This is a genomic window from Marinomonas primoryensis, from assembly GCF_013372285.1.
GTDB lineage: Bacteria > Pseudomonadota > Gammaproteobacteria > Pseudomonadales > Marinomonadaceae > Marinomonas > Marinomonas primoryensis.
Genome location: NZ_CP054301.1, coordinates 1,135,921 through 1,158,141, shown reverse-complemented (window position 1 = coordinate 1,158,141; position 22,221 = coordinate 1,135,921). Strand labels below are relative to the sequence as shown.

Here is a 22,221-nt window from a genome sequence, read left to right as displayed (position 1 = left end):
TCTTATTCAACCTCACCGATAAACTGACCATCGGTAACGGTTAAATATATTCTCGAGACAGGCTCCTGAGCTGCGAGCCTGCTTAATAAAGCCAAAGAGATAGGAGGCAAAACTTGCCCTTCTATAATCGCTTCTAACATACGGGCTCCGTTTTCAGAGCGCGTCGCACGATTTAAAATTTCATTAACTAAATCTTGGTCTATTACTACCTGAGCGCTGTAACGTGTCCTCAATAGATTTTCTAAATGAGATAGTTTACTTCGTACGATTTTTTCTAATGTTTTCTGGTTTAAAGGTAAATAAGGAACAATTTCCATTCTTGCTAATAAGGCGGGTTTGAAAAAAGGGACAAGCTCTGGATATAATATTGATTCAATTTTCTCTGGTGTTTCAGAGTTATCAACAATGGTTTGATACCCTAAATTAGATGTTAAAAAAAACAAAATATTTTTACAATCAATTAAACGTCCTTCACCATCTGCTAATTCACCTTTATCAAAAGCCTGATAAAATAAATTAAGCACTTCAGGGTGCGCTTTCTCTACTTCATCCAGTAGTACAATAGAATAAGGTTTTTTTCTTATCGCTTCAGTTAAAACACCACCTTCGCCATAACCGATATAGCCTGGTGGAGAACCAATTAAACGTGACACGGTATGCTTTTCTTGGTATTCAGACATGTTAATTGTGGTTAAAAATTGCTTACCACCATACAGCTCTTCTGCCAGCTGAATAACTGTTTCGGTTTTTCCCACACCGCTTGGCCCAACCAATAAAAAAGAGCCTTTTGGCCTTCCAGAGCGACGAAGATCCGCTCGAGAAGTTAATAAATGCCTGTGTAAACATTCAATCGCAATGTCCTGTCCTTTTATTTTTTTCTTTAGTATTTCAGGTAAATGAGTAATTTTGTGTAATTCATCAGAGTTCATTTGATCAATTGGAACACCAGTCCAGTCGGCAATAACTTCTGCAATTTGCTGAGCATTGACTTCAGGGTACATTAGACGATTATGTAGTGGTATCGCGTCCATTTTTTGATAGTAATCAGATAGTTCTGCTCTATAATCATCTATTTTCTCAATACCCTCTGATTCACCATTATTGCCATCTGTTAAGATGATTTGACGTAGTTCTATAATTTTTACGATTAATTTTTTCTGCTCTTGCCATTCAGAGACTACTTTTTGTCTTTCAGTTTCAGATTCTAACTCAGAGGAAATCAGGCTATCTAAATGCTCTTGATCAACATTTTGACCTATCAAAATCTGCCGTTTAAGCATATCGATTTCACGCTGTCGAGTGCAGCAAAGATTATCTAACTGACCGAGTCGTTTTGGTGGTGCGGTGATGTTAATAGCAATTCGAGCGCAAGCGGTATCAAGAACATCAATCGCCTTATCAGGAAGCTGTCGCCCAGATAAGTACCGTGCAGAAAGCTCTGATGCCGCTTTAAGGGCATCATCATGTATTAGTACATTATGTGCCTTTTCATACACATGATGTAGACCTCGCATAATATCAACAGATTGTTCAACGGAAGGTTCCTCTATCTTTACAAGTTGAAAGCGTCTAGTTAATGCAGGATCTTTTTCAAAATATTTTTTATACTCCTTCCATGTCGTTGCTGCCACAGTTGACAACTCACCCCTAGCAAGTGCAGGTTTTAATAAATTAGCCGCATCACTTCCACCTTCCTGATTACCAGATCCTATTAAGGTATGCGCCTCATCAATGAACAAAATAATAGGAACAGGCGACGCTTTAATTTCATCTATAACGCCTTTAAGACGCTTTTCAAATTCGCCCTTAATGGAAGCTCCCGCTTGTAATAACCCCAAGTCTAAAGAGTAAAGCTCAACATTAGATAGTTTATCAGGTACATTTCCTGCAACTATCCTTAGCGCTAGTCCTTCAACAATGGCACTTTTACCAACACCTGCGTCCCCTACAACAATGGGGTTATTCTTACGTCGACGACACAATATATCGACCATTAAATTGAGTTCTTCTTCCCGACATAAAACAGGGTCTAAGCTTCCATCCTTGGCTTGCTGAGTAATATTGCTACAAAATTTTTCAAGCGCACTGTTGGCTGTGGGAAGGACAGTCTTATAGTCACAACTTTTAGAGTCTTCTTTCATAGATTCAGACTCAGAAGAAAGAGACAATAATAATGAAAAGTTTTTTCGAATTGCTTCTTTGTTTATTCTTTCAAATAGTCCGATTAACTCAAAAGAATAATAGCGATCTGGTCGGATTAACGAGGCTAATAATATGGCACCAGATCGTAATTCAAATTGATTCAATTCAGTAGTTGAAAGCAACCATGCCTCTTGTAAAAGCTCTATTAGCAAGGGAGAGAATGGTGGGTAGGTATCCAATACTATTGATCTTTGATAACCACTAGAAATTGCATTCTGTATTTCATTTTTAGATAGCTTAACATGATCAAAAATCACACAAACATCTGACATCGGATTTTGAAGCAGAATACTCAAAAAATGCTCTACGCTAACTTCCGGATGTTGGCGCTCAATACATAATGAAGCAGCTTGCTCTAAAGCAATTTTACTTTGAGAGTTTAATTTAGAAATTAATGTCGACAATTCAATTCGAATCACTTTAGTCCCTTCTTCCTTGTGAAAAATTAATACTAATAATTAGGTATGAATCTATTCAATCCTTAACTATTAAACCTACTACTGTAGGATTTGATTTAGTTGTATCAAGACATCTTTCGACTTTGAATGCAGAAGAAAGTAATAACCAGAGAATGCAACCATCCAAACAATTGAAAATAAGGCAAAAACGGACCATACAGGAAGCTGGCGACTTAATTTATAACGAGTATTAACAACTTGATTAGTTGATGATGTTAGTTTCTGGGGCTGACTCTCTCCCATTGAATTTAATATTGTATAAATTTTATTTATGATTTTTTCTCTTTCCTCTCTACCATTTTTCATCACTTTAAACTTACCCTCAAAACCCAACACTAGGCAGCGATACATAAATTCAAGTAAATCTTTATATCGTTCTGGATCTTTTTCTAATCGAGAAACGATGGTAAAGACTTTTTCACCACCCCAAGTTTCATTATGATAGCGTGAGAGCATAGAGTATTCAGCCCATACAGAGGAGCCTCCCCATTTCGTCCCCATAACGGCTTCGTCTAAAAAAGCGCATAAAATATAGCGATAAGCCATTAAAACAGCATGCTCATAACCTTTTTCAGTCAACTCAATTTCGATAATGTTGATTTCTTCTATCGTCTGCTTATATATCTGTTCTATATTTGGACATTTACTCAGGCTCTTTACCCTTAGAGATAGTCCAAAAAAGCTTGTTGCGGTATCAATTAAAGGATTTGTATTGTGCCCTCTAAGTTGAAACCAATACTCTTTATCCTCATTAATATTTTTCGCTTCATCAAAAAGCAAATCATCATAATTTCCTGCATTACCATTACCAGCCATAATTAATCCCTAATTGCCCAAAACTGTAGATCTAGCCCTTCGAAAGCACCAGCAACATGAAAAGCAAAGCCAGCAGAACCTTTTAACATTGCCCATGCATTACTGCTTTTGTCTAAACGGTAATAGGTATAACCCGAATAGTATGGAAGCTGCCTAGGCGCGACCGGCAGTGATATGACAGGTATTCCAGGTAACTGATGCGAAATCAAATCACGAATTTTTTCAACAGAAGACACTTTAGTTTGCTGACTAAATAATTTACGTAGCTCCTCTAAAGGCATATCGGCTTTTACAGCAAGAATAAATTCAGCATTTTCAATCAGCTGAGTATCATTTACTGTCGCAACCATTAGTCCATATTTACGATGATCTAATCGTATTGAAACCGCTCTAGGTTCCAGTACTACACTTAAGCTTTGACGTAGATTCCTAATAACTTGCCAAAAAGAATCACTTGGCATGTCGTGGTTATAACCTAACAACTCTGGAGAAAGTCTGCTTTCATCAGTAAAGGTTGCCAATTCACCACAAATTGAAGATAGAGTTTCATATAAGCGCTCAGGGTGAAGGCTTTTCAATCCCACTAAGTGCTGTAATATAGGTTGCAAACGGTTCAGGGCTTGAAGCAACATAAAATCAGAAACATCCGCAATCGCTCCTTGACCTGATGAACCAAGTCTTTGAGCAATACCTTTAGCTCGCTCTTTCATCAAGCCTGCTATTTCATTAATACATCTATGCAACTGAGGACTACAGCTAACATCAAAATGACATGGGATAAAGTCAGGTTCGAGAACGACACTACCATCCGTTCGTTTTTCACGGATTTTTGCAATTGCTACAGACGCATAAGCACTACGATCTTCTTTTTCCAACATCAATCTAAGGTGTGGAGATGCAATTTCGATAGGGGCTGTATCACCATCAATAGATTGGATATCCTTAACATCTTGACGACGGCTAGAGTAACGACCTGTTCCTTTTTCACTTGGCCAGTCAACCTCTAGCAAGGACTCATTTTTCAACGGAATTGCTAGATAAATAATTTGCCCTGTTAAAGTAGCATCTTCAATTTCTAGAGCATCTGGCAAGATATCTTCTTGAGGGATTCGGAAGACAGTCCCATCAGGCATAACGCCAACAACGCAGTCAACAGCTACTCGACCGAATGATAAAAATTCTGGATTAATTAGTAATTGTGATATCCCATATAAATATCGACCAACAGAAAGAAAACGCTCGTTTAAATTATATTCATTATACCTCTGCTGTTGCTGAAAATGCTGAGGCTTAATAAATAAACCTTCATTCCAAATAACTCTATTTCGAGGGATCATATTTACTCAACCTTCTTCAATTTAACCTCATAATCGTTAAAGAACATCAGTAAATGATAAATTCTTCCTCGATTTAAGATTTTGACAGCTTTTTTCCATTCGCTAAGATCTGGCTCAGAAAACTTGGCCATTACACCTATATAATTAGTTTCTGTGTTTATTTCAAAATCATCAATAAACTTAAACTGGCCAGGTGTCATAACGTAGTCATAGCTTTTTATGAAATTGTTTTTTAATGCTTTTTCATAATCTTCTGTAATTTGATCAAAGTCTGCTGACATAAACATCGAGTCATCAACGAGTTCAAATACCTGAATTTCAATAGGCGAAGCTACGCCAAACAAACCTGGATTTACATCATCATCAGCAACCAAACTAAAAGTAACTTGTGTTAGCTCATCCTTTGCTTCGCCAGGCGTTATTGTAGTGTCCGACAGACTGCTACACCCTGTTATTAATTGAGCACACAAAAAATAAAGTAACGGCGTTATTACGTTTTTATTCAGCATGTTTCTCACGAACTTTTTTATCATAGGATTGTTCAAATATTTCCCAGAATAGTTTTTCAAATCCTTGCTGGCGATTTGAGGTTAATTCTTGATAATACTTTCCATACATATCCCACGCCCATGATTTATCTTCATCAAAGTCAAGCATCGGCTTACGACTATAACGATTAAACCTTTTTAATAAGGAATCAGGAGACAAGGCTTTAAGTATCTGTCCTAACGCGGTATTAGTAGCGTACTGCACAGCCTCATTATGAATTTTTATCATTCGAAGGCTCTCTTCTACTGAAGATGCTGCGGATAAATGAACAGCACTTTTCTCTTCATCAAACATAGTTCGGATTGTCTCCTCATAAGACAAGCCTAAGCGTAGTGGATTGTCTTCTATTGGCTGAAGACTTCTATGCATCATCCCATAACGGCTATCTTTAACTTGTGTGTGTAAATCTAGTAACCCCTGAATACAAATTCGTAAAGTAGCGCCCATTTCAGCAGACAAAGACTGCATTTCTTCCATGTCTGAATGGTTGCCTACATCCACTCCTAAGCCAGCTAACATTGGGCCACCTAGTACATGATTATTGGTAATTAGCCTATTTTCAAATTGCTTATTATTTTCTGATCTAGGAGCTGGTAATTCATGTTTTGAGTAATTTTCCGCCATCTCTTGCTCAAGTAAATCTAATACATTATCGTCCATAGGATGAGCCTCTTTTACTATTATTTTATCAATTAGATTTTTTTCATTCGGAACTTGTGAATTTTCTTTTGATGATTTTATTTTTAAATTGTTTTTATATTTTTTTATATTTTTTCTAAACCCGTTCATTGAAAAAGCAGACTCTATGTCATTTTCAGTATCGGCTTGTAAGCTAATGCTTGGATATTTATTTATATTATTATTAATATGGTCTAAGAGTTCCTCTTCAAAATCATTAGAAAAACCCCTAACTTCATCCTCTAGAAGGCTTTCTTCAAGAGATTTATCATCATATGAATTGAGTGCTTCAATAGGGTCAACTATTAAGCTATCCTCTTTTATATCTGTATATCCTATATCATTAGATATAATATTTTCAGAATCATACACATCATCTAATAATTCAGACGCTTTACTCGAGAAAAGTTGTTCGAGAGAATAGTTTTCATTTTCATTCCCTTCTTTTCTATTTAAAAAAACACGAACCTCATAATCTCCAATTTTTATGCAGTCCTCATCAGAAAGTCGTGCGTACTGTTCTTTGCCCAAGGGCATATGAGAAAAATTTATATATGTTTCGCCACAAATATCTTTTATACAAAATGCGCCATCGATAAAAACAATTTCACAATGTAATGAAAAAATCGTTCCAACTTGATCAGTCAAATACCAAAAAGCATCAACATCGGAACCAATAATGCCACCTAAGACACCGAAAGACGCTTTTGCAGACAGACCTGCCTCAAGAGCACTGACATTTACGACCACTAAATTGATAATTTTCTCTTCGTCTTCCATAACTATTGCCTTACTTGTATCACAACTTTTTTCTCACGTTGTTGTTTCAACTTGTGTTTAGATTCACCAAGAAACGACGACCAGCCTAAAGAAACATTGCCATTACCAAGCGACATAGTAGGCGCCTCGTTCTCTTTTAATGTAAGTTCAAGGTCATATGCCATTTGCTCTCTTAAAATAAACTCGACCAACTTACATAAAGAAAGAAATTCACGGCCTAATGGCAAAAAATCTGCAAATCGGTTTTTATCTAGCCCTTTAATCTGAATGGCAAATTTCCCTTTGATATCATTAACACTGCTTCCTAAAACTGTATTTTCTCCAATGTCACAATTCTGTATCCCAAGTTGTATTTTTTGTGCTTTTTGAATCGGAACCTTACGTTTCACCCACTGCCGTACTGATACTTCAGGCAAATCAAAACAATGAGAAATTATGCCCACAACAACCTGAGGAGAACGACTCCTCCCTGCTAACGTTCCTGAGTAAGCAAGCATTTTGCACCAGTTAATCGGTGTATCTCCTCTCATTCCTTGGTCGGCTAAACCAACAAAAGCAAATAGCTGAGCAGAAAATTGATCTTTTGCTTCCTCTTGAAAACGCACATAATAGCGATATTTTCTCCATACCCGATAAACAAGAGTAATTAATCGATTATTAAAAAAATCCAAAAACTGTCGCCGCAATCCAAATTCATCTTCACTCGCAAGTTCTTCCAGCATAAAACCAGGAAGTGGTGACTGGGCACCCGCTAAGCCAAAAAAATTAGTTTGAAGTTTTAACCTTTGATCATCGAGCACAGACAGTGTCGATACATCTGAAGGTGAAAAACCTAAACTAGGGTTTGCACTAAATACTAACCTGCATTGTGATTCCCACTCTTCACTTTCTGGATCTTGCTTTTCAAGACGATGTAATAATTCGACTAGTTGATAAAAATTAAAATTTTCTACATCACCGGGGAATATATCTCTATCAGCGAAGGGACTGTTTTGATTTATATTAACGGCTGCATCCCTTCCTGGATCCCCCACGAATACTCCTCTTTATTAGTCGAATTAATAACAATCAACTCATGAAAAGAATTGATACTTGCATACAATGAAAAAAACTTACTAAGAACTGTACCAAACAAGAACAACTCCCCTTCCGATCCAAACGCCTCTTGATCTAAGGTAATTGTTGATTTCAGCCCCCTGATTGGCATTCCATAAATCAATCTGTCTGTTGGCATTGATTCAATATTTAAAATTCCGTTTAATCTTAGCCTTGAAACTCTTTCTGCTTGACGATCCACAAGGGCTTTAAAATCATATGCTCTAAGAACCGAACATAATGCGTCTTTTGATAGAAGGGATAAGTAATTCAGTGATAAATTTGAAATGAGAGTCCAAAGCAAACTACCGTCTAAAACGGGTCGTAGGGGTTGAGAAGGTATCGTAATATTTTCAAAACTAGCAAAAGTTGGAGAGCTGTCTGTTGCGACACAAATATCACCAACTCCCAGTTCAACAGGTAATTGACGATTAGTACAAGTCAATTTAATTGATACAGATTCATCAAAATTATAAGCTGATACTTCATCTCCACGAATAAAAGAAATGAAATTATCAAACCCATCTTTTCTTATACTGTCTTTCACTCTAGCTCGATAATAAAGAGCTTCACGGTTTCTTACTCTTTCTACTTCATGCTGAAAGCTTTCAAATGATGAGTAAATACGCTTTCCACCACGAATACGTGAGTCCACATTCGTGCTATTCTGCCAACCAGCTACTTCATTTATATTAAAAATCTCGTAATGTTCTGGGGTACTACTAGATGGAAAAATTCTATATTCTGTCTTACGCCCAGTTAAATCAATAGGGTCTGCATCGTGTTCAAATAAATTGACGACTGGCGTACAATACAATTGAAACATTTCACTTTTAATTTTCATACCCGCTTGAAATGTTTTATTAAATATCATTCGAATAGTAAAAACACCTGTAGTATCTCTAGGTAAAACATTATCAACACCTTTCATATCAAAGAAATAGAAAGCTTCTGGAAAGGTTAAATATTCTTGAAGAATCCTATATCCATCATATACATTTTTAGGATAGGGTAATAAAGCATCGCCTTCATTAAAACCAACGAGAGAGAAGCAATTTTTAGGCAATCTAAACTCTACGCCATCAACATCTAAAGTAACACTTTCTAAGTAATGGTTAAGCCATAGATACAGCATCTCTGAGCTATATTTATCGCCACCAATATAAAATCTTAATGTATCTAGCTTAATATCATCAATTGTTAATTCGCCATCCATCGACATTATCAAATCAACAGTACTGGCTTCTCTTGTATGGTGCGCGGAAACACTTTCACACTCAATTGGATAAATAGAAACATCTCGACATGTTTTGAAATGACAAGTCGTTCCAAATGCTGGACGACTATCTAGCTGAGTACCAGAACTAATAACATGCTTTACACTGATGCTCTCTTCAGGAAAAAATTTAACAATGCTCATACTAGGAACAGGCCTTAAATAATTAGGCCACAGCATATTAATAATAGAGTGCGTGAGTTCTGGAAACTCGTCTTCTATTTTTTCTCTTAAACGCCCTGTTAAAAAAGCAAAGCCCTCTAACAATCGTTCAACATCAGGATCGGTATTTCGCCCATGTAAAAAACGAGAGAGCTGTGGATGAATTTCAGTGAACTGCTTCCCTTGCTCACGCAGAAACGCCAACTCTTCTCTAAAGTATTTCTCTTGGCTCACTACTAATACACTCTATATTTACGATCATTACCCAGAATCAAACTGATTTTGACCTTCTCATGAAGTGCAGAACTATTAATATCTGCATCTATTTGAAAGCATAAGCTCAGCGGATTACTCGGATCAGTGACGGTTTGAATTTGCAGATTACATAATCTTGGTTCATATACACTCAAGCAACTATTGACCGCCAGCTTAACCCTCAAAGAGAGGTCCATTGTTCCTAAAGATGCATCATTAAAATCAATAAGACCTAGATTAGGAGCGGACTGAGCCTCTCCTAATCTAGAATTCAAGATGTTCGCAACATTCGATTTTATCGAGTTGAGAACATCTATTGAATCCGGCCCCTGAGACAAAGAAATAGGTTTCGCATTGATATCTAAACGCTCTAAAAAGCCAATACCAAATGCAACGCCTTCATCTGCAAGATAAGTCATAGTTATGCTTGGTCTAAGCGGCCAACAAGTGAAAGTTCGAAGTTAGCCCCCATATATTTAAAGTGTGGACGAACAGATAAAGAAACTTGATACCAACCTGGATTCCCCTCAACATCTGACACTTCAATTTTTGCCCCACGAAGCGGACGACGACTACGAACGTCAGCGGGTGGATTCTCTTGGTCAGCAACATATTGTTTAATCCAACCATTTAATTCACGTTCAAGATCTTGACGCTCTTTCCATGCACCAATTTGTTCGCGTTGCAATACCTTCACGTAATGAGCGAGTCGATTAATAATCATCATATAAGGAAGCTGTGTGCTCAGACGATAATTAGTTTCTGCCTCTTTACCTTCTTTAGTATTAGGAAATATTTTAGGCTTCTGAACCGAATTCGCGGAAAAGAAGGCCGCATTATCACTGCCTTTTCTCATCGTAAGAGCAATAAAACCCTCTTCAGCAAGTTCAAACTCTTTTCTGTCCGTCACTAAGACTTCTGTAGGAATTTTGGCCTGAAGCTCTCCCATTGATTCAAAAACATGTACAGGTAAATCTTCTACCGCGCCGCCACTTTGAGGACCTATGATATTTGGACACCAACGATATTTGGCAAAGCTATCTGTTAAACGTGAAGCAAATGCAAATGCAGTATTCCCCCAAAGGTAATTACTGTGTGATTGACTTACATTTTCTTGGTAATTAAATGATTTTATTGGATTTTCAATTGGATCATATGGAACTCGTAGTAAGAACCGAGGGGCCGTTAAACCAATATATCGAGCATCTTCAGAGTCACGAAGTGAACGCCATTTCGTATATTTTGGCCCTTCAAAAATAGAGCTCAAATCTTTTAAATTAGGCAGTTCTTCAAAAGAATCGATGCCAAAAAATTCAGGGCCAACACTTGAAATAAATGGTGCATGAGACATTGCACCTAGCGCCCCCATATACTGCAACAATTTCATATCAGGTGTAGACGGCGTAAAAGCATAATTACCGATAATCGCGCCTGTAGGCTCACCACCAAACTGACCATAACCGGAAGAATAAACATGCTTATACAAACCGCTTTGCGTTGTTTCTGGTGCAAACTCAAAATCTTCTAACAACTCTTCTTTTGTGACATGAATAATGTCAATTTTGTTGTTCTCTCTGAAATCGGTTCTATCAACCAATAATTTCAAGCCGCGCCATGATGACTCCATTTTCTGAACAGACTCGTCATGAAGTATTTCATTCATTTGCGCACTAATTTTACGATCTAACTCGACAAGCATTTGATCTACTAAAGCCTTGTTAACAGGCTCTTCAGTCTGATTTGAACGCAGTAAATTTTCAATAAAAGCAGCAACGCCTTTTTTAGCTACGTCATACCCAACCTCATTAGGCGCGATACGCGTTTGAGCCATAATTTCGTCGAGTAAGTTACTACTACCTTGCTCACTAGCAAGCCCTTCCGTTATAACATCATTTGTAGACATACATATTCCCTGTAGTAGGTTCTCAAACTATTATTCAGATGGATGTGAAGCTTCATCTGAATTGCTTTCATTTATAAGGCTTAACTCTGCCAATAATTGTTCTCGACTTTCATCAGAGGTAATCAGTCCTTGGAGACTTTTTCTAAACTCAGCAATATTCCCCAAAGGCCCTTTCAAGGCGACTAACGCCTCTCTAAGCTCGATAAGCTTTTTAAGTTCAGGGACTTGTGAAGCGATTGAGTCTGGTGAAAAATCAGCAATACCATTGAATTCAAGCTCAACAGCTAACTCACCACCCTCTTCGTCTTCCAACTTATTACTTACAGCCGTTTTTAAACGTAAATTACTTTCACGCATAACCGATTCAAAGTTGTTTTTATCGATAGAAATGCTTTTTCTCTCTTCAAGTGGCGTCTCTTCGGTATGTCCCTTAAAATCACCAACAACAAGCGTTTTAAGTGGTAGTTCAACTTCAGCCTGAGCATCACCAGTCGCAGGAACATACTTAATATTAATTCGCTCTTTCGGTGCAACACTTCCTTCTTTTGACATACGTCATCTCCGTCCTAACTCATTATAAAAACTCATCTAGATAATTTTTCTATTACGAAAGCTAAATAGATGAAACACACTCACATAAAAAAGACAAAACTGGTTCTAAACACATCAATAAAAATTAACACTCATAAACTATATAAGTACCCATCATCAAACCAAAAAATGTCTGATGAATAAAAATACTTAACGTTTTCTTTGATTTTTATAATATTTTGATCTGCTTCCTTTAGCTGCTCATCACTCATTTTATTAACTAAGTCATACTGCTCAGCCAGCATACTTTTATATAGAGCAGAAAACTTATCCTGGCCTGCAATATCAATGTATATGTCATAATATGCTTTGGCTTGAGATAGACTAAGAGGTGCATATTTATGGACACCCCTTTTCCCCGATAGAGTCCTAGCCACCAAAGCAATGGATGAGAGATCTCCCAATCCGGCAGCTTTAAGAAGCCACTCGAACGCTTGATCTTCATCTCCTATTTCATCAAGGATATTAATAAATTTTTTTATTGCAGGAAGGTAATAGGTTTCGGCTGCTTGTTTATAAGTCTCAATTGATGCTTTTTTTCTTGTAAATGAAAACCAATAGGGGCCATCTCCCTGCATGATTAGATCCCCTTGCACCATTAATGCAACAGGGTGCATAAGCGCCACGGATTTTTTTAGATAGTCTTTAGCAAGTTCTAAATCTGAATGTTGATAAAAAAGATAAAATTCAAAAAATGCCTGCCCTTTATCTTCATTGACTAACTGGTTAAGTAATTCAAAATATTTATCTTTCCAAAAAAATGAAACATCCTCGCTTAATTCTCCTAATGCCAAATATCTAACGGCTTGCTTATCACCTAACTCAGCAGCTCGAGATATATAGTCATATACATTACTATCGGTACGAACAGTTTGGTTATAGCCTTTAAGCTCAATGGCATATAGATAAAACCCTTTCGCCGAGCCTTTTTTCATCGAATACTTCAAATACTCTCTGGCCTCTCTATTCTTAAACTGAGCTCGAAGAAGCCTGCCATTCTCATACACTTGATCAATAGAGGTATGATCACCAATAAAGGGCTTTGAAAGTGCCTCGTTAGGAGTAAAAAATCCTATGAAGACAAAAAACATAGAAGGAAGAAGAATTAGAAAAGTGTGTGCTTTCACTTAAAATAAAAAGCTAGATTTGTTACTAGCTCCCTCGCGAAAGTAGAAAATGTTGCACAGAGCTATAGTAGAAAATGGAAAAACATTTTCTATGCAGAATGAGACGTAAATCGACTTAAGATGGAAAAAATCAAGTAGAAGCCCATTAAAATGTGCTAAAAACAAATCGAATGCGTGCGTGGAAAGTGATGTATGTCGTGTGGCTTTAGCAAGATGCCGACAAGAAAAATCTTGCTTAAATTCTCTGACTTTCACAAAAATCCTTTTGCTATAATTTCTAATGCAATCCGTTGCAAACTCAATTCTTACTGACCAAGAAGGCGAAAATTACACCTTCTTAGAAAAAAAATCAACAGTGAACATATATTTTTTTGTTGATGAAGTGTTTTTATTGACTGATTTATAGGTAATAAATTCTCAAAAAATACATTTTTTTTGAGACGCATAATTCAGACACATCATTTTTTTCTGTACAGAACCCACTCGACTGTAGGTATAATCAATTCTTAATATCAAGATAAAGATTCTATAAAAAGGTGTAAATTAAATGGACAATAACTTAATACGGAAGTTTTTAACATTACTATTTTTGATGATATTTATAACTGGCTGTTCTATTTTTCCACATCATACAGCCTATTTCGAAGGAGTAAAAAATCGTCTAGATGATGGAATGAACATTAACAGTAGCGTCAATAGTAAATCAGATACGTTGCTACATATATCAGTACAAAACAATTCAATATCTGAAGTGAAATACCTTTTAGATCGAGGAGCAAAGCCAAATATAAATAATAATTTTGGGCTTCCTCCTTTGTATTATATCAATGCCAAAAAAAATACCAGCGCAGATAGAGAGCAAGCTAAAATAATCGCTCTTCTCGTCAACTCAGGAGCTGATATTAATATCAGAATGAAAGACGGAATTACACCTTTAGTGTCCGCTATTTTAGACAAAAAACCTTTAAGTGTAAAAGAAATATTAGCATCAAACGCTGATGTTAATATCGAATATAATGGATACACTCCGTTAATGTTTGCTGTAAAAATGGCGAATCCAGATATCGTTAATAACATATTGGAAAAGCCACAAAACATTAATTTCCGAAATAAAAAAGGTCAATCTGCTCTTGATTTTACAGCTTTAGGAGAAAGTAAAGGTAGTGATGAGCAGCTAGCAGAGATTGCTAGAATACTTGTTAAATCGGGCGCAATCATACCTATTTCATACAACAAAAATATATTAAATACTGCTATATCCAATAAACGCCCCCTCGTTGCAAAGAACCTAATTGATGCAACTGAGAGTACAAACGCACTTAATAAAGAGTCGTTCTCTCCTTTAATGAATGCCATCTATAGCGGCAATATACAACGAGTCAAGGATCAATTAAAACGATCGGAAAATCTAAACTATAAAGACGAAAATAACTGGTCAGCACTGCACCTAACAACCCATCCAGACAGCAGTGGAGGTGACGCTCTTCAAGCAAATATAGCCATACTCCTCATAAAAGCAGGTGCTAATATCAACATACTAGGCCCTCAAGAAAAAACAACATTAGATAAAGCTATATCAAACCACCGACAGAGAGTTGCAGACGTTCTACTGACTGAAAATACAGACATATCGATCAAAGATGAAACAGGAAAAACAGCATTAATGACTGCTGTGCAAACTGAAAACCTAGATATACTCAAAAAACTCACCACCTCAGAGACTGTAAACACTCAAGACAATTATGGCTGGAGCGCCTTGCACTTTATAAGCTACAGACTAAGTAAAAAAGAAGATTTACTACAAAACGAAATCGTAGACTTCCTCATACAGTCAGGTGCTAATATCAACCTTCAAAATAGAAATGGATTTACCCCTTTACATTTAGCAATTAAAAATAGTGCCCAATACACTTCTCAAGCGTTAATAGATAACGGAGCCGATATCACTTTAAAGGATAAGAATGGACAATCGCCATTAATGCATGCCGTTCGTGGAGGGGATATAAGCCTTATTAAAAATATCATAGTCCTTCCTCAAAATTTAGACGCTAAAGATAATAATGGTTGGACGGCGTTTCACTTCTTATTTGAAAACGAAATATTGAGAAGCGATGAGAAACAAGCAGTAATCGCGCGTTTATTGATTAACGCAGGAGCAGACATAAATATTCAAACCAACGATAAGTCATCAGCGTTACATCTTGCCATAGAGCGTAATTATCAGTTTGTTACTCAAGTACTTATCAAAGCAAAAGCAGCGCCATCACTTAGAAACAACAAGAACATGACACCACTCATGGTAGCAGTACAAAATGGCAACCTGCCCATTGTAAAAAAACTTGCTAAACTTCCTCAAAACCTAGATCTAAAACAAGAAAATGGCTGGACAGCCCTTCACTTTACAGCTTACTCAGAAAGTAAAGGTGGTGACAAAACCCTAGCAAAAATAGCCGATGTACTTATTGCCGCTGGGGCAGATTTAAACAGTAAAATTAATACTGGTGAAACCGCATTAAGTGTAGCAATAGGAAATGAATATCCATTAGTAGCTACCACCCTACTAAACGCCAGAGCCAGTGTAGATCTTACCGATAACAATGGCTGGACTCCTGTAATGTTAGCGGTTTACCTTGGAAAAATAGACATTATTAAGCAGGCTCTTCCATTATCAAGTGATCTTAATATTAAAAATAGCGACGGCTGGGCAGCCCTTCATTTAACAGCAAACAACCATAGTTATGGGGGCGACGCTTTACAGGCAAAAATTGCAACGCTCTTAATCAAAAATGGAGCAAACGTAAACCTACGCACACGAGAGGGTTCAACAGCCTTACACTTTGCAGCAGCCAATAACCAAATAGAAGTATTAAAAGCACTTCTGGCCACTAATGCATCAATTAACATTAGAAATCACAAGGGCTGGAGCGCAAAGGATGAGGCAACCAAAGCAAAAAATACACAGATAGTACGATTGCTAAAATAAAACACTTTTCAACCCATATCTAATTTCATAACGAGATACTCTTCGAGTCAAGCCAGTTCAGACTTACAACAAAACATCTTTGGGACTTCAACCGCATTTTTGTCAACCAAACGCCAGTTTGGTTTTCAGTCCCTTGTCTCGTAAACATTTGAGAGCCATGTATCTCGCTCATTAGACAATGGACACGATGAACGAAATACTATGTTTTACTGAAAACGCCACCCTCTATCGACTTTCTCTATTAATGGAGAGTGATAGAGAACCTAGCGACCTCCTCCCAGCCAGCCTCGACGTTTGAAGAAAAACGCCATGCCGACAGTCAGTAAGATAAAAACACACCAAATAGCGGGATACGCCCATCGCTGGGTCAATTCTGGCATATAAGCAAAGTTCATCCCGTAAACACCAGCAACAAAGGTCAAGGGAATAAACACGGAAGACATGATGGTTAACACTTTCATGATTTCGTTCATACGATTGGACACCGCGGACATATAAAGATCGGTTAAGCCGCTAACCATCTCGCGATAGGATTCAATGATTTCAACAATTTGAATAGTGTGCTCATAGACATCGCGAAGATACGGTTTAGTTACCTCACCCATGCGGCCGTCTTCTTCACGGTATAACTGATCCACCACTTCCCGCATTGGCCAAACAATACGTCGCAACAAAGAAAGCTCACGCTTAACGGCATGAATTCGATGCAAAACCTCTGGTGTGGGTTTTTCTAAGGTAATCAGTTCAAGCTCTTCGAGGAGATCGCCATATTGTTCTAATACAGGAAAACAATGATCGACCATCGCATCTAACAATGCATAAAGCAGATAGCCTGTGCCGCTTTTACGGATGCGGACATTATCTTTTTGCAAGCGCTCTCTAATGGGTTGCCACACATCTCCCGGCTTTTCCTGAAATGTGATGAGCACTTTATCGTAAAGAAGCAGACTCACTTGCTCTGCGTCCAACACGCCACCTGCTGAGGTATTGTCGGGTACGCATTCCACCAACTGCAGCATGCGCAGCACGACAAACACATGATCATCAAAAAACTCAACCCGCGGACGCTGAGGAATATGCATCACATCTTCTGCTGTTAGTGTATGAAACGCAAAATGGTGGCGAAACTGGTTAATCACATAAGGGTGCGGATGGCTGACATTAATCCACCTCGTCGTTATCCAATCTGGCAGAGGCTTGGCTAGAAATTCATCAAGGTCAGTCACCTCTCCCATTTCCAACTTAGTCGCAGAGTAATCAATATAACTTATGCTAACGCTGCCGGACTCAGGAGGCACTGACACATCTAAAAGATGTTCAATGCCCGGCAACTCACCCGGAGTAACTCGGTTATATGGGTTACTCTGCCTAGTACCGGACAAGCCTAACGTTGAACCGAGTAAATTAGCACTGTTCCCCGCCGTTCCCATGACAACCCCAGCGGCTCTATCATTCATACTATTAATGGTTTTATCATTGGATGAATCAATAGTACTGTCGTCACCTTTCGTCATAATTACTCCTTAATGAACTGGTAAGCTGCCTAACCAGCTTACTCTCTAACGAACTCGCCGTACCGACTAATTGGAGCGAGCCACGCTACTAATGCGTTTTGTTTTATAGAAGAGTCGATTTAATTTTACTCTACCCCCATCTATCACCGATAATTCACCGCAATGGCTCAATACAACCAATGACGCATCTTGGAAGAGCACTCGCCTATTAAATGGAAACCCTATTCAATGGAAATTAAAGTTAATTTTCTCGACAATCTGAGACTTGAAGCCAAGTTTGATGATTTTACCGTTACCACCGATCAGCCTATCCGCTACAAAGGCGATGGCTCGGCGCCAAGTCCGTTTGACTATTTCTTAGCGTCGTCGGCACTGTGTGCGGCGTATTTTGTGAAGGTGTATTGCAAAGCCCGAGATATCCCAACAGACAACATCCGTCTGTCGCAGAACAATATTGTTGATCCAGAAGATCGCTACAATCAGATTTTCCAAATCCAAGTCGAGCTACCAGACGATATTTCAGATAAAGATCGCCAAGGTATTTTGCGCTCTATTGATCGTTGTACCGTCAAAAAAGTGGTGCAAACTGGGCCAGAATTTAAGATTGAAACCGTTGAAAACCTAGACGCAGACGCCAATGCAATGTTGATGGGCCAGTCCGATGGTGAATCAAACACCTTTATTCTCGGCAAAGATCTACCAGTAGAACAAACCATTGCCAATATGACGGAGATGTTAGCCGATCTTGGCATGAAGATTGAGATCTCATCTTGGCGCAATATCGTACCTAACGTGTGGTCTCTGCACATTCGTGACGCCGCATCGCCTATGTGTTTTACCAACGGTAAAGGCGCGTCGAAAGAGAGCGCTCTGTGTTCTGCACTCGGTGAGTTTATTGAACGTTTAAATAACAATTTTTTCTACAATGATCAATTTTTTGGCACGGACATCGCCAACAGTGAATTTGTGCATTACCCGAATGAAAAGTGGTTTGCACTAACCAAAAACGATGCCTTACCGACAGGTATGTTAGATGACTATTGCTTAGATATTTATAACCCAGACGACGAGTTGTTTGGCTCGCACTTGATTGACACCAATTCAGGCAATAAAGATCGCGGCATTTGTTCAATTCCTTATACACGAAAATCCGATGGTGAAACGGTGTATTTCCCATCAAATCTAATCGAGAACCTCTTTCTAAGTAATGGTATGAGCGCGGGAAACAATCTGCAAGAAGCGCACGTACAATGCTTGTCGGAAATTTTCGAGCGTGCGGTTAAACGCCAAATCATCGAAGATGAAATTGTGTTACCTGATGTTCCTATGCAAGTGCTCGAAAAATATCCAAGCATTCTCGCGGGTATTAACGGCTTAGAAGAACAAGGCTTTCCAATAGTGGTAAAAGACGCCTCACTCGGCGGTCAATTCCCGGTCATGTGTGTGACTCTGATGAACCCGAAAACAGGTGGTGTGTTTGCTTCTTTTGGCGCCCATCCAAGCCTTGAAGTAGCACTAGAGCGCAGCTTAACCGAACTACTGCAAGGTCGCAGCTTCGAAGGTTTAAACGATGTGCCAAAACCGACATTTAACAGCATGGCGGTGAGCGAGCCTGAAAACGCTGTCGAGCACTTTATCGATTCAACTGGGGTTATTTCATGGCGTTTCTTTAGCAGCAAGTACGACTATGATTTTTGCGAATGGGATTTTTCCGGCACCAACGAAGAAGAAGCCAGCAGTCTATTTGGTATCTTAGAAGACTTAGGTAAAGAGGTGTACATCGCTGAATTTACTGATTTAGGTGCGTCAGCCTGCCGTATACTTGTACCCGATTATTCTGAGATTTACCCCGTTGAAGACTTGGTGTGGGACAACACCAACAAATCGCTGGATTATCGTGAAGACATCCTAAACCTGCATGCTTTAAACGCTAAGCAACTTGCCAATTTGGTGACTCGTTTAGAAGAAAGCCAACTCGATAACTACACAGATATCCCTACCTTGATCGGCATTGTATTTGATGACAATACCGTGTGGGGCCAGTTAACGATTATGGAACTTAAGATCCTGATTTATTTGGCTCTCGGCGCACACGAAGATGCTATGGAGTTAGTCGGTGAGTTCTTACAGTTCAACGACAATACAGTGCAACGCGGCCTTTTTTATCAAGCCATGAATGCGGTGCTAGAGGTGACTTTAGACGAAGAATTAGAGCTGGACGATTTCATCCATAGCTTCAACCGTATGTTTGGAAAAGACGTGATGGATAATGTTGTAGGTTCCGTCACTGGCGATGTGCGTTTTTATGGCTTAACGAAGACCAGCATGCAACTTGAAGGCATCGAACCGCATTTACGATTGATTGAAAGCTACAAAAAACTGCATCAAGCACGTAAAGCAAACGCCGCGAAATAATGTCGTAAACTGACGTTAGATTAACGTATTAAAAAGCGAACCTTAAGGTTCGCTTTTTTGTTAATCACAAATCAATAACTTTCCATGTCCCCAACTAGCTTACTGACTCGAGTTCCCGCTGTTCCGGCAACTATTTGCTCTAAATCTTCTAATGATCCAATCGCTGCTATTTTGCCGGTCTTCTCGGCAAATTGACAAGCTGCACTAACCTTTGGCCCCATGGAACCAGCGGCGAATTCATAGTTCGCTAAATCAATCGGATTCACACATTTAATCCCTCGTTGCTCGGGTGTGTCCCAATCAAGAAATACCGCCTCGGCATCGGTGGCCATGATGTATAAATCCGCACCTAATTCTCGCGCTAGCAACTCGCTCGATAGGTCTTTATCTATCACTGCTTCCACGCCCTTCAAATGACTGTCTGCATCGTACATAGTGGGGATACCACCACCACCGCTGGCAATCACGATGGTATTTTTTTCTAATAACCAACGAATCGGACGAATCTCAAAAATCCGTTTTGGCAAAGGAGAAGCCACAACACGACGCCACTTTTGTCCATCCGGCTTAATGCTCCAATGATTGTCCTTGGCCAATTTTTTGGCTTCTGCTTCTTCATACACAGGGCCAATGAATTTGGTAGGATGACTAAAAGCAGGGTCTTTGGGGTCTACCTCCACCATGGTCAACAGTGTTGCCAAAGGCCGTTCGAATGGCACAAAATTACCCATTTCTTGTTCTATCATGTAACCGATCATGCCCTCGGTTTCTGCCCCTAACACATCAAGAGGATACAATTCATCCGGCTTATAAGCATTGCCTTGTAATGCCAGCAGGCCGACTTGAGGACCATTACCATGGGTAATAATCAGCTCATTATTCTCGGCAATTTTTGCCAAGGCCTGCGCTGCGATTTTGATGTTTTCACGCTGCGCTTGCGCTGTTAACGGTTGACCGCGCTTAAGCAAAGCATTGCCACCCAGAGCAACTACAATTCTCATACCATCACTCCTTTAGTTCCCAAGTGTTGCCTCGTATTAATTTCCTAGCGTCACCACTTATTAATTTCCTAGTGTTGCCACTAGCATCGCCTTGATGGTGTGCAAACGGTTCTCTGCCTGATCAAACTGAATGCCCGCCACCGATTCAAATACGTCATCGGAAACCTCCATTTCAGTAATGCCAAATTTTTGGAAAATTTCTTCGCCCACATCCGTGTCGCGGTTATGAAAGGCCGGTAGGCAATGCATGAATTTGGTGGCGCTGTTACCTGTCGATTGCATCAAAGCACTGTCTACACGATAAGGTGTTAACAGTTTAATGCGTTCTTCCCAAACACTGTCCGGTTCCCCCATAGAAACCCAAACATCGGTATGGATAAAATCACATCCCTTAACCGCTTCTTTAGGGTCTTCTGTGATGGTCAGTTTACCGCCATAACGCTTTTCTAACTCACGTGCTGGTTTTAAAAACTCATCACTCGGCCATAGGGATTTAGGCGCCGCAATACGAACATCCATACCCATTAGACAACCTGCAATCATCAGCGAATGACCCATATTAGAGTGAGCGTCGCCCACATAGGCGTAACTTACTTCACTCAATGGTTTGCCACTGTGTTCACGCATGGTTAACAAATCGGCCAGCATTTGAGTTGGATGAAATTCATTGGTTAAACCGTTGTACACTGGCACACCCGCGTATTGAGCAAGCTCCTCAACAACGTCCTGACCAAAGCCACGGTATTCAATCGCGTCGAACATTCTACCCAGCACACGAGCCGTGTCTTTCATTGACTCTTTCTTACCGATTTGTGAACCAGAAGGCCCTAAATAAGTCACTTGTGCACCTTGATCAAAAGAAGCGACTTCAAACGCACACATAGTTCGAGTCGATGATTTTTCAAAGATCAGACAAATATTTTTGCCTTTTAAACCCTGTTGCTCCATACCACTGTATTTCGCACGTTTAAGATCCCGAGACAAATCTAATAAAAAATTAACATCGCGCTGACTAAAATCTAATAACTTAAGAAAGTTTCTATTACGTAAATTGAACGACATTTTAAATTCCTTGAATA

16 protein-coding genes are annotated in these 22,221 nt (G+C 39.0%); 2 read left to right on the top strand and 14 right to left on the bottom strand.

Translation table 11 applies throughout. The annotated features are described in order from the left end of the window. Positions 1 to 2: 2 nt before the first annotated feature. The 11 genes from tssH to MP3633_RS05310 all read right to left on the bottom strand — a co-directional run bounded on the left by tssH (position 3) and on the right by MP3633_RS05310 (position 13,229). Positions 3 to 2,621, bottom strand: a complete 2,619-nt coding sequence (gene tssH / locus MP3633_RS05360; protein WP_176334758.1) for a type VI secretion system ATPase TssH — start codon at positions 2,619 to 2,621, stop codon at positions 3 to 5. A 78-nt stretch (positions 2,622 to 2,699) separates the two neighbouring features. After that, a complete protein-coding gene (gene icmH, locus MP3633_RS05355; RefSeq protein ID WP_176334757.1) occupies positions 2,700 to 3,476 on the bottom strand; it encodes a type IVB secretion system protein IcmH/DotU in 777 nt (258 codons plus the stop codon). Positions 3,477 to 3,478: 2 nt separating this feature from the next. Beyond that, complete coding sequence (gene tssK / locus MP3633_RS05350) at positions 3,479 to 4,813, bottom strand: type VI secretion system baseplate subunit TssK (RefSeq protein ID WP_176334756.1); 1,335 nt, start codon at positions 4,811 to 4,813, stop codon at positions 3,479 to 3,481. A gap of 2 nt (positions 4,814 to 4,815) precedes the next feature. After that, the gene (gene tssJ, locus MP3633_RS05345) at positions 4,816 to 5,322 is read right to left on the bottom strand and encodes a type VI secretion system lipoprotein TssJ (protein WP_217909054.1); all 507 of its coding nucleotides are present in this window, start codon (positions 5,320 to 5,322) and stop codon (positions 4,816 to 4,818) included. Next, positions 5,312 to 6,820, bottom strand: a complete 1,509-nt coding sequence (tagH, locus tag MP3633_RS05340; protein WP_176334755.1) for a type VI secretion system-associated FHA domain protein TagH — start codon at positions 6,818 to 6,820, stop codon at positions 5,312 to 5,314. The genes tssJ and tagH overlap by 11 nt, the downstream gene beginning before the upstream one ends. A gap of 2 nt (positions 6,821 to 6,822) precedes the next feature. Further along, a complete protein-coding gene (tssG, locus tag MP3633_RS05335; RefSeq protein WP_176334754.1) occupies positions 6,823 to 7,854 on the bottom strand; it encodes a type VI secretion system baseplate subunit TssG in 1,032 nt (343 codons plus the stop codon). Then, positions 7,818 to 9,587 carry a type VI secretion system baseplate subunit TssF gene (gene tssF, locus MP3633_RS05330; protein ID WP_176334753.1) on the bottom strand — a complete coding sequence of 590 codons (1,770 nt, stop codon included), beginning with the start codon at positions 9,585 to 9,587 and terminating at the stop codon, positions 7,818 to 7,820. The genes tssG and tssF overlap by 37 nt, the downstream gene beginning before the upstream one ends. Before the next feature lie 2 nt (positions 9,588 to 9,589). Further along, positions 9,590 to 10,027: a type VI secretion system baseplate subunit TssE gene (gene tssE / locus MP3633_RS05325; protein WP_176334752.1), complete on the bottom strand. Its 438-nt coding sequence runs from the start codon at positions 10,025 to 10,027 to the stop codon at positions 9,590 to 9,592. A gap of 2 nt (positions 10,028 to 10,029) precedes the next feature. Continuing rightward, positions 10,030 to 11,511, bottom strand: coding sequence for a type VI secretion system contractile sheath large subunit (gene tssC, locus MP3633_RS05320; protein ID WP_176334751.1), 1,482 nt, complete (start codon positions 11,509 to 11,511; stop codon positions 10,030 to 10,032). Positions 11,512 to 11,541: 30 nt separating this feature from the next. Further along, on the bottom strand, positions 11,542 to 12,063 hold the full coding sequence (tssB, locus tag MP3633_RS05315) for a type VI secretion system contractile sheath small subunit (RefSeq protein ID WP_176334750.1): 522 nt from the start codon (positions 12,061 to 12,063) through the stop codon (positions 11,542 to 11,544). Between the two features lie 131 nt (positions 12,064 to 12,194). After that, entirely contained in the window at positions 12,195 to 13,229 is a 1,035-nt protein-coding gene (locus MP3633_RS05310; RefSeq protein WP_176334749.1) for a tetratricopeptide repeat protein, read from the bottom strand. Positions 13,230 to 13,776: 547 nt separating this feature from the next. Here MP3633_RS05310 and MP3633_RS05305 point away from each other — a divergent pair. Further along, the gene (locus tag MP3633_RS05305; protein ID WP_176334748.1) at positions 13,777 to 16,212 is read left to right on the top strand and encodes an ankyrin repeat domain-containing protein; all 2,436 of its coding nucleotides are present in this window, start codon (positions 13,777 to 13,779) and stop codon (positions 16,210 to 16,212) included. Between the two features lie 263 nt (positions 16,213 to 16,475). Here the strand turns inward: MP3633_RS05305 and corA are convergent, their stop codons facing one another. Further along, positions 16,476 to 17,726, bottom strand: a complete 1,251-nt coding sequence (gene corA, locus MP3633_RS05300) for a magnesium/cobalt transporter CorA (protein ID WP_244959853.1) — start codon at positions 17,724 to 17,726, stop codon at positions 16,476 to 16,478. 228 nt (positions 17,727 to 17,954) lie between these two features. Here corA and MP3633_RS05295 point away from each other — a divergent pair, with 228 nt between their 5' ends. Continuing rightward, positions 17,955 to 20,141, top strand: a complete 2,187-nt coding sequence (locus MP3633_RS05295) for an OsmC domain/YcaO domain-containing protein (RefSeq protein WP_176334747.1) — start codon at positions 17,955 to 17,957, stop codon at positions 20,139 to 20,141. A 71-nt stretch (positions 20,142 to 20,212) separates the two neighbouring features. Here the strand turns inward: MP3633_RS05295 and arcC are convergent, their stop codons facing one another. After that, complete coding sequence (gene arcC / locus MP3633_RS05290) at positions 20,213 to 21,142, bottom strand: carbamate kinase (protein WP_176334746.1); 930 nt, start codon at positions 21,140 to 21,142, stop codon at positions 20,213 to 20,215. Positions 21,143 to 21,202: 60 nt separating this feature from the next. After that, complete coding sequence (gene argF / locus MP3633_RS05285) at positions 21,203 to 22,204, bottom strand: ornithine carbamoyltransferase (protein WP_112140055.1); 1,002 nt, start codon at positions 22,202 to 22,204, stop codon at positions 21,203 to 21,205. Between the last annotated feature and the right edge of the window lie 17 nt (positions 22,205 to 22,221).

Coding starts and splice junctions, on each gene's coding strand:
- MP3633_RS05305 (WP_176334748.1), top strand. CDS start 13,777: ATGGACAATAACTTAATACGGAAGTTTTTAACATTACTATTTTTGATG.
- argF (WP_112140055.1), bottom strand. CDS start 22,204: ATGTCGTTCAATTTACGTAATAGAAACTTTCTTAAGTTATTAGATTTT.
- tssC (WP_176334751.1), bottom strand. CDS start 11,511: ATGTCTACAAATGATGTTATAACGGAAGGGCTTGCTAGTGAGCAAGGT.
- tssB (WP_176334750.1), bottom strand. CDS start 12,063: ATGTCAAAAGAAGGAAGTGTTGCACCGAAAGAGCGAATTAATATTAAG.
- corA (WP_244959853.1), bottom strand. CDS start 17,726: ATGACGAAAGGTGACGACAGTACTATTGATTCATCCAATGATAAAACC.
- tssJ (WP_217909054.1), bottom strand. CDS start 5,322: ATGCTGAATAAAAACGTAATAACGCCGTTACTTTATTTTTTGTGTGCT.
- tssK (WP_176334756.1), bottom strand. CDS start 4,813: ATGATCCCTCGAAATAGAGTTATTTGGAATGAAGGTTTATTTATTAAG.
- arcC (WP_176334746.1), bottom strand. CDS start 21,142: ATGAGAATTGTAGTTGCTCTGGGTGGCAATGCTTTGCTTAAGCGCGGT.
- tssE (WP_176334752.1), bottom strand. CDS start 10,027: ATGACTTATCTTGCAGATGAAGGCGTTGCATTTGGTATTGGCTTTTTA.
- icmH (WP_176334757.1), bottom strand. CDS start 3,476: ATGGCTGGTAATGGTAATGCAGGAAATTATGATGATTTGCTTTTTGAT.
- MP3633_RS05295 (WP_176334747.1), top strand. CDS start 17,955: ATGGAAATTAAAGTTAATTTTCTCGACAATCTGAGACTTGAAGCCAAG.
- tagH (WP_176334755.1), bottom strand. CDS start 6,820: ATGGAAGACGAAGAGAAAATTATCAATTTAGTGGTCGTAAATGTCAGT.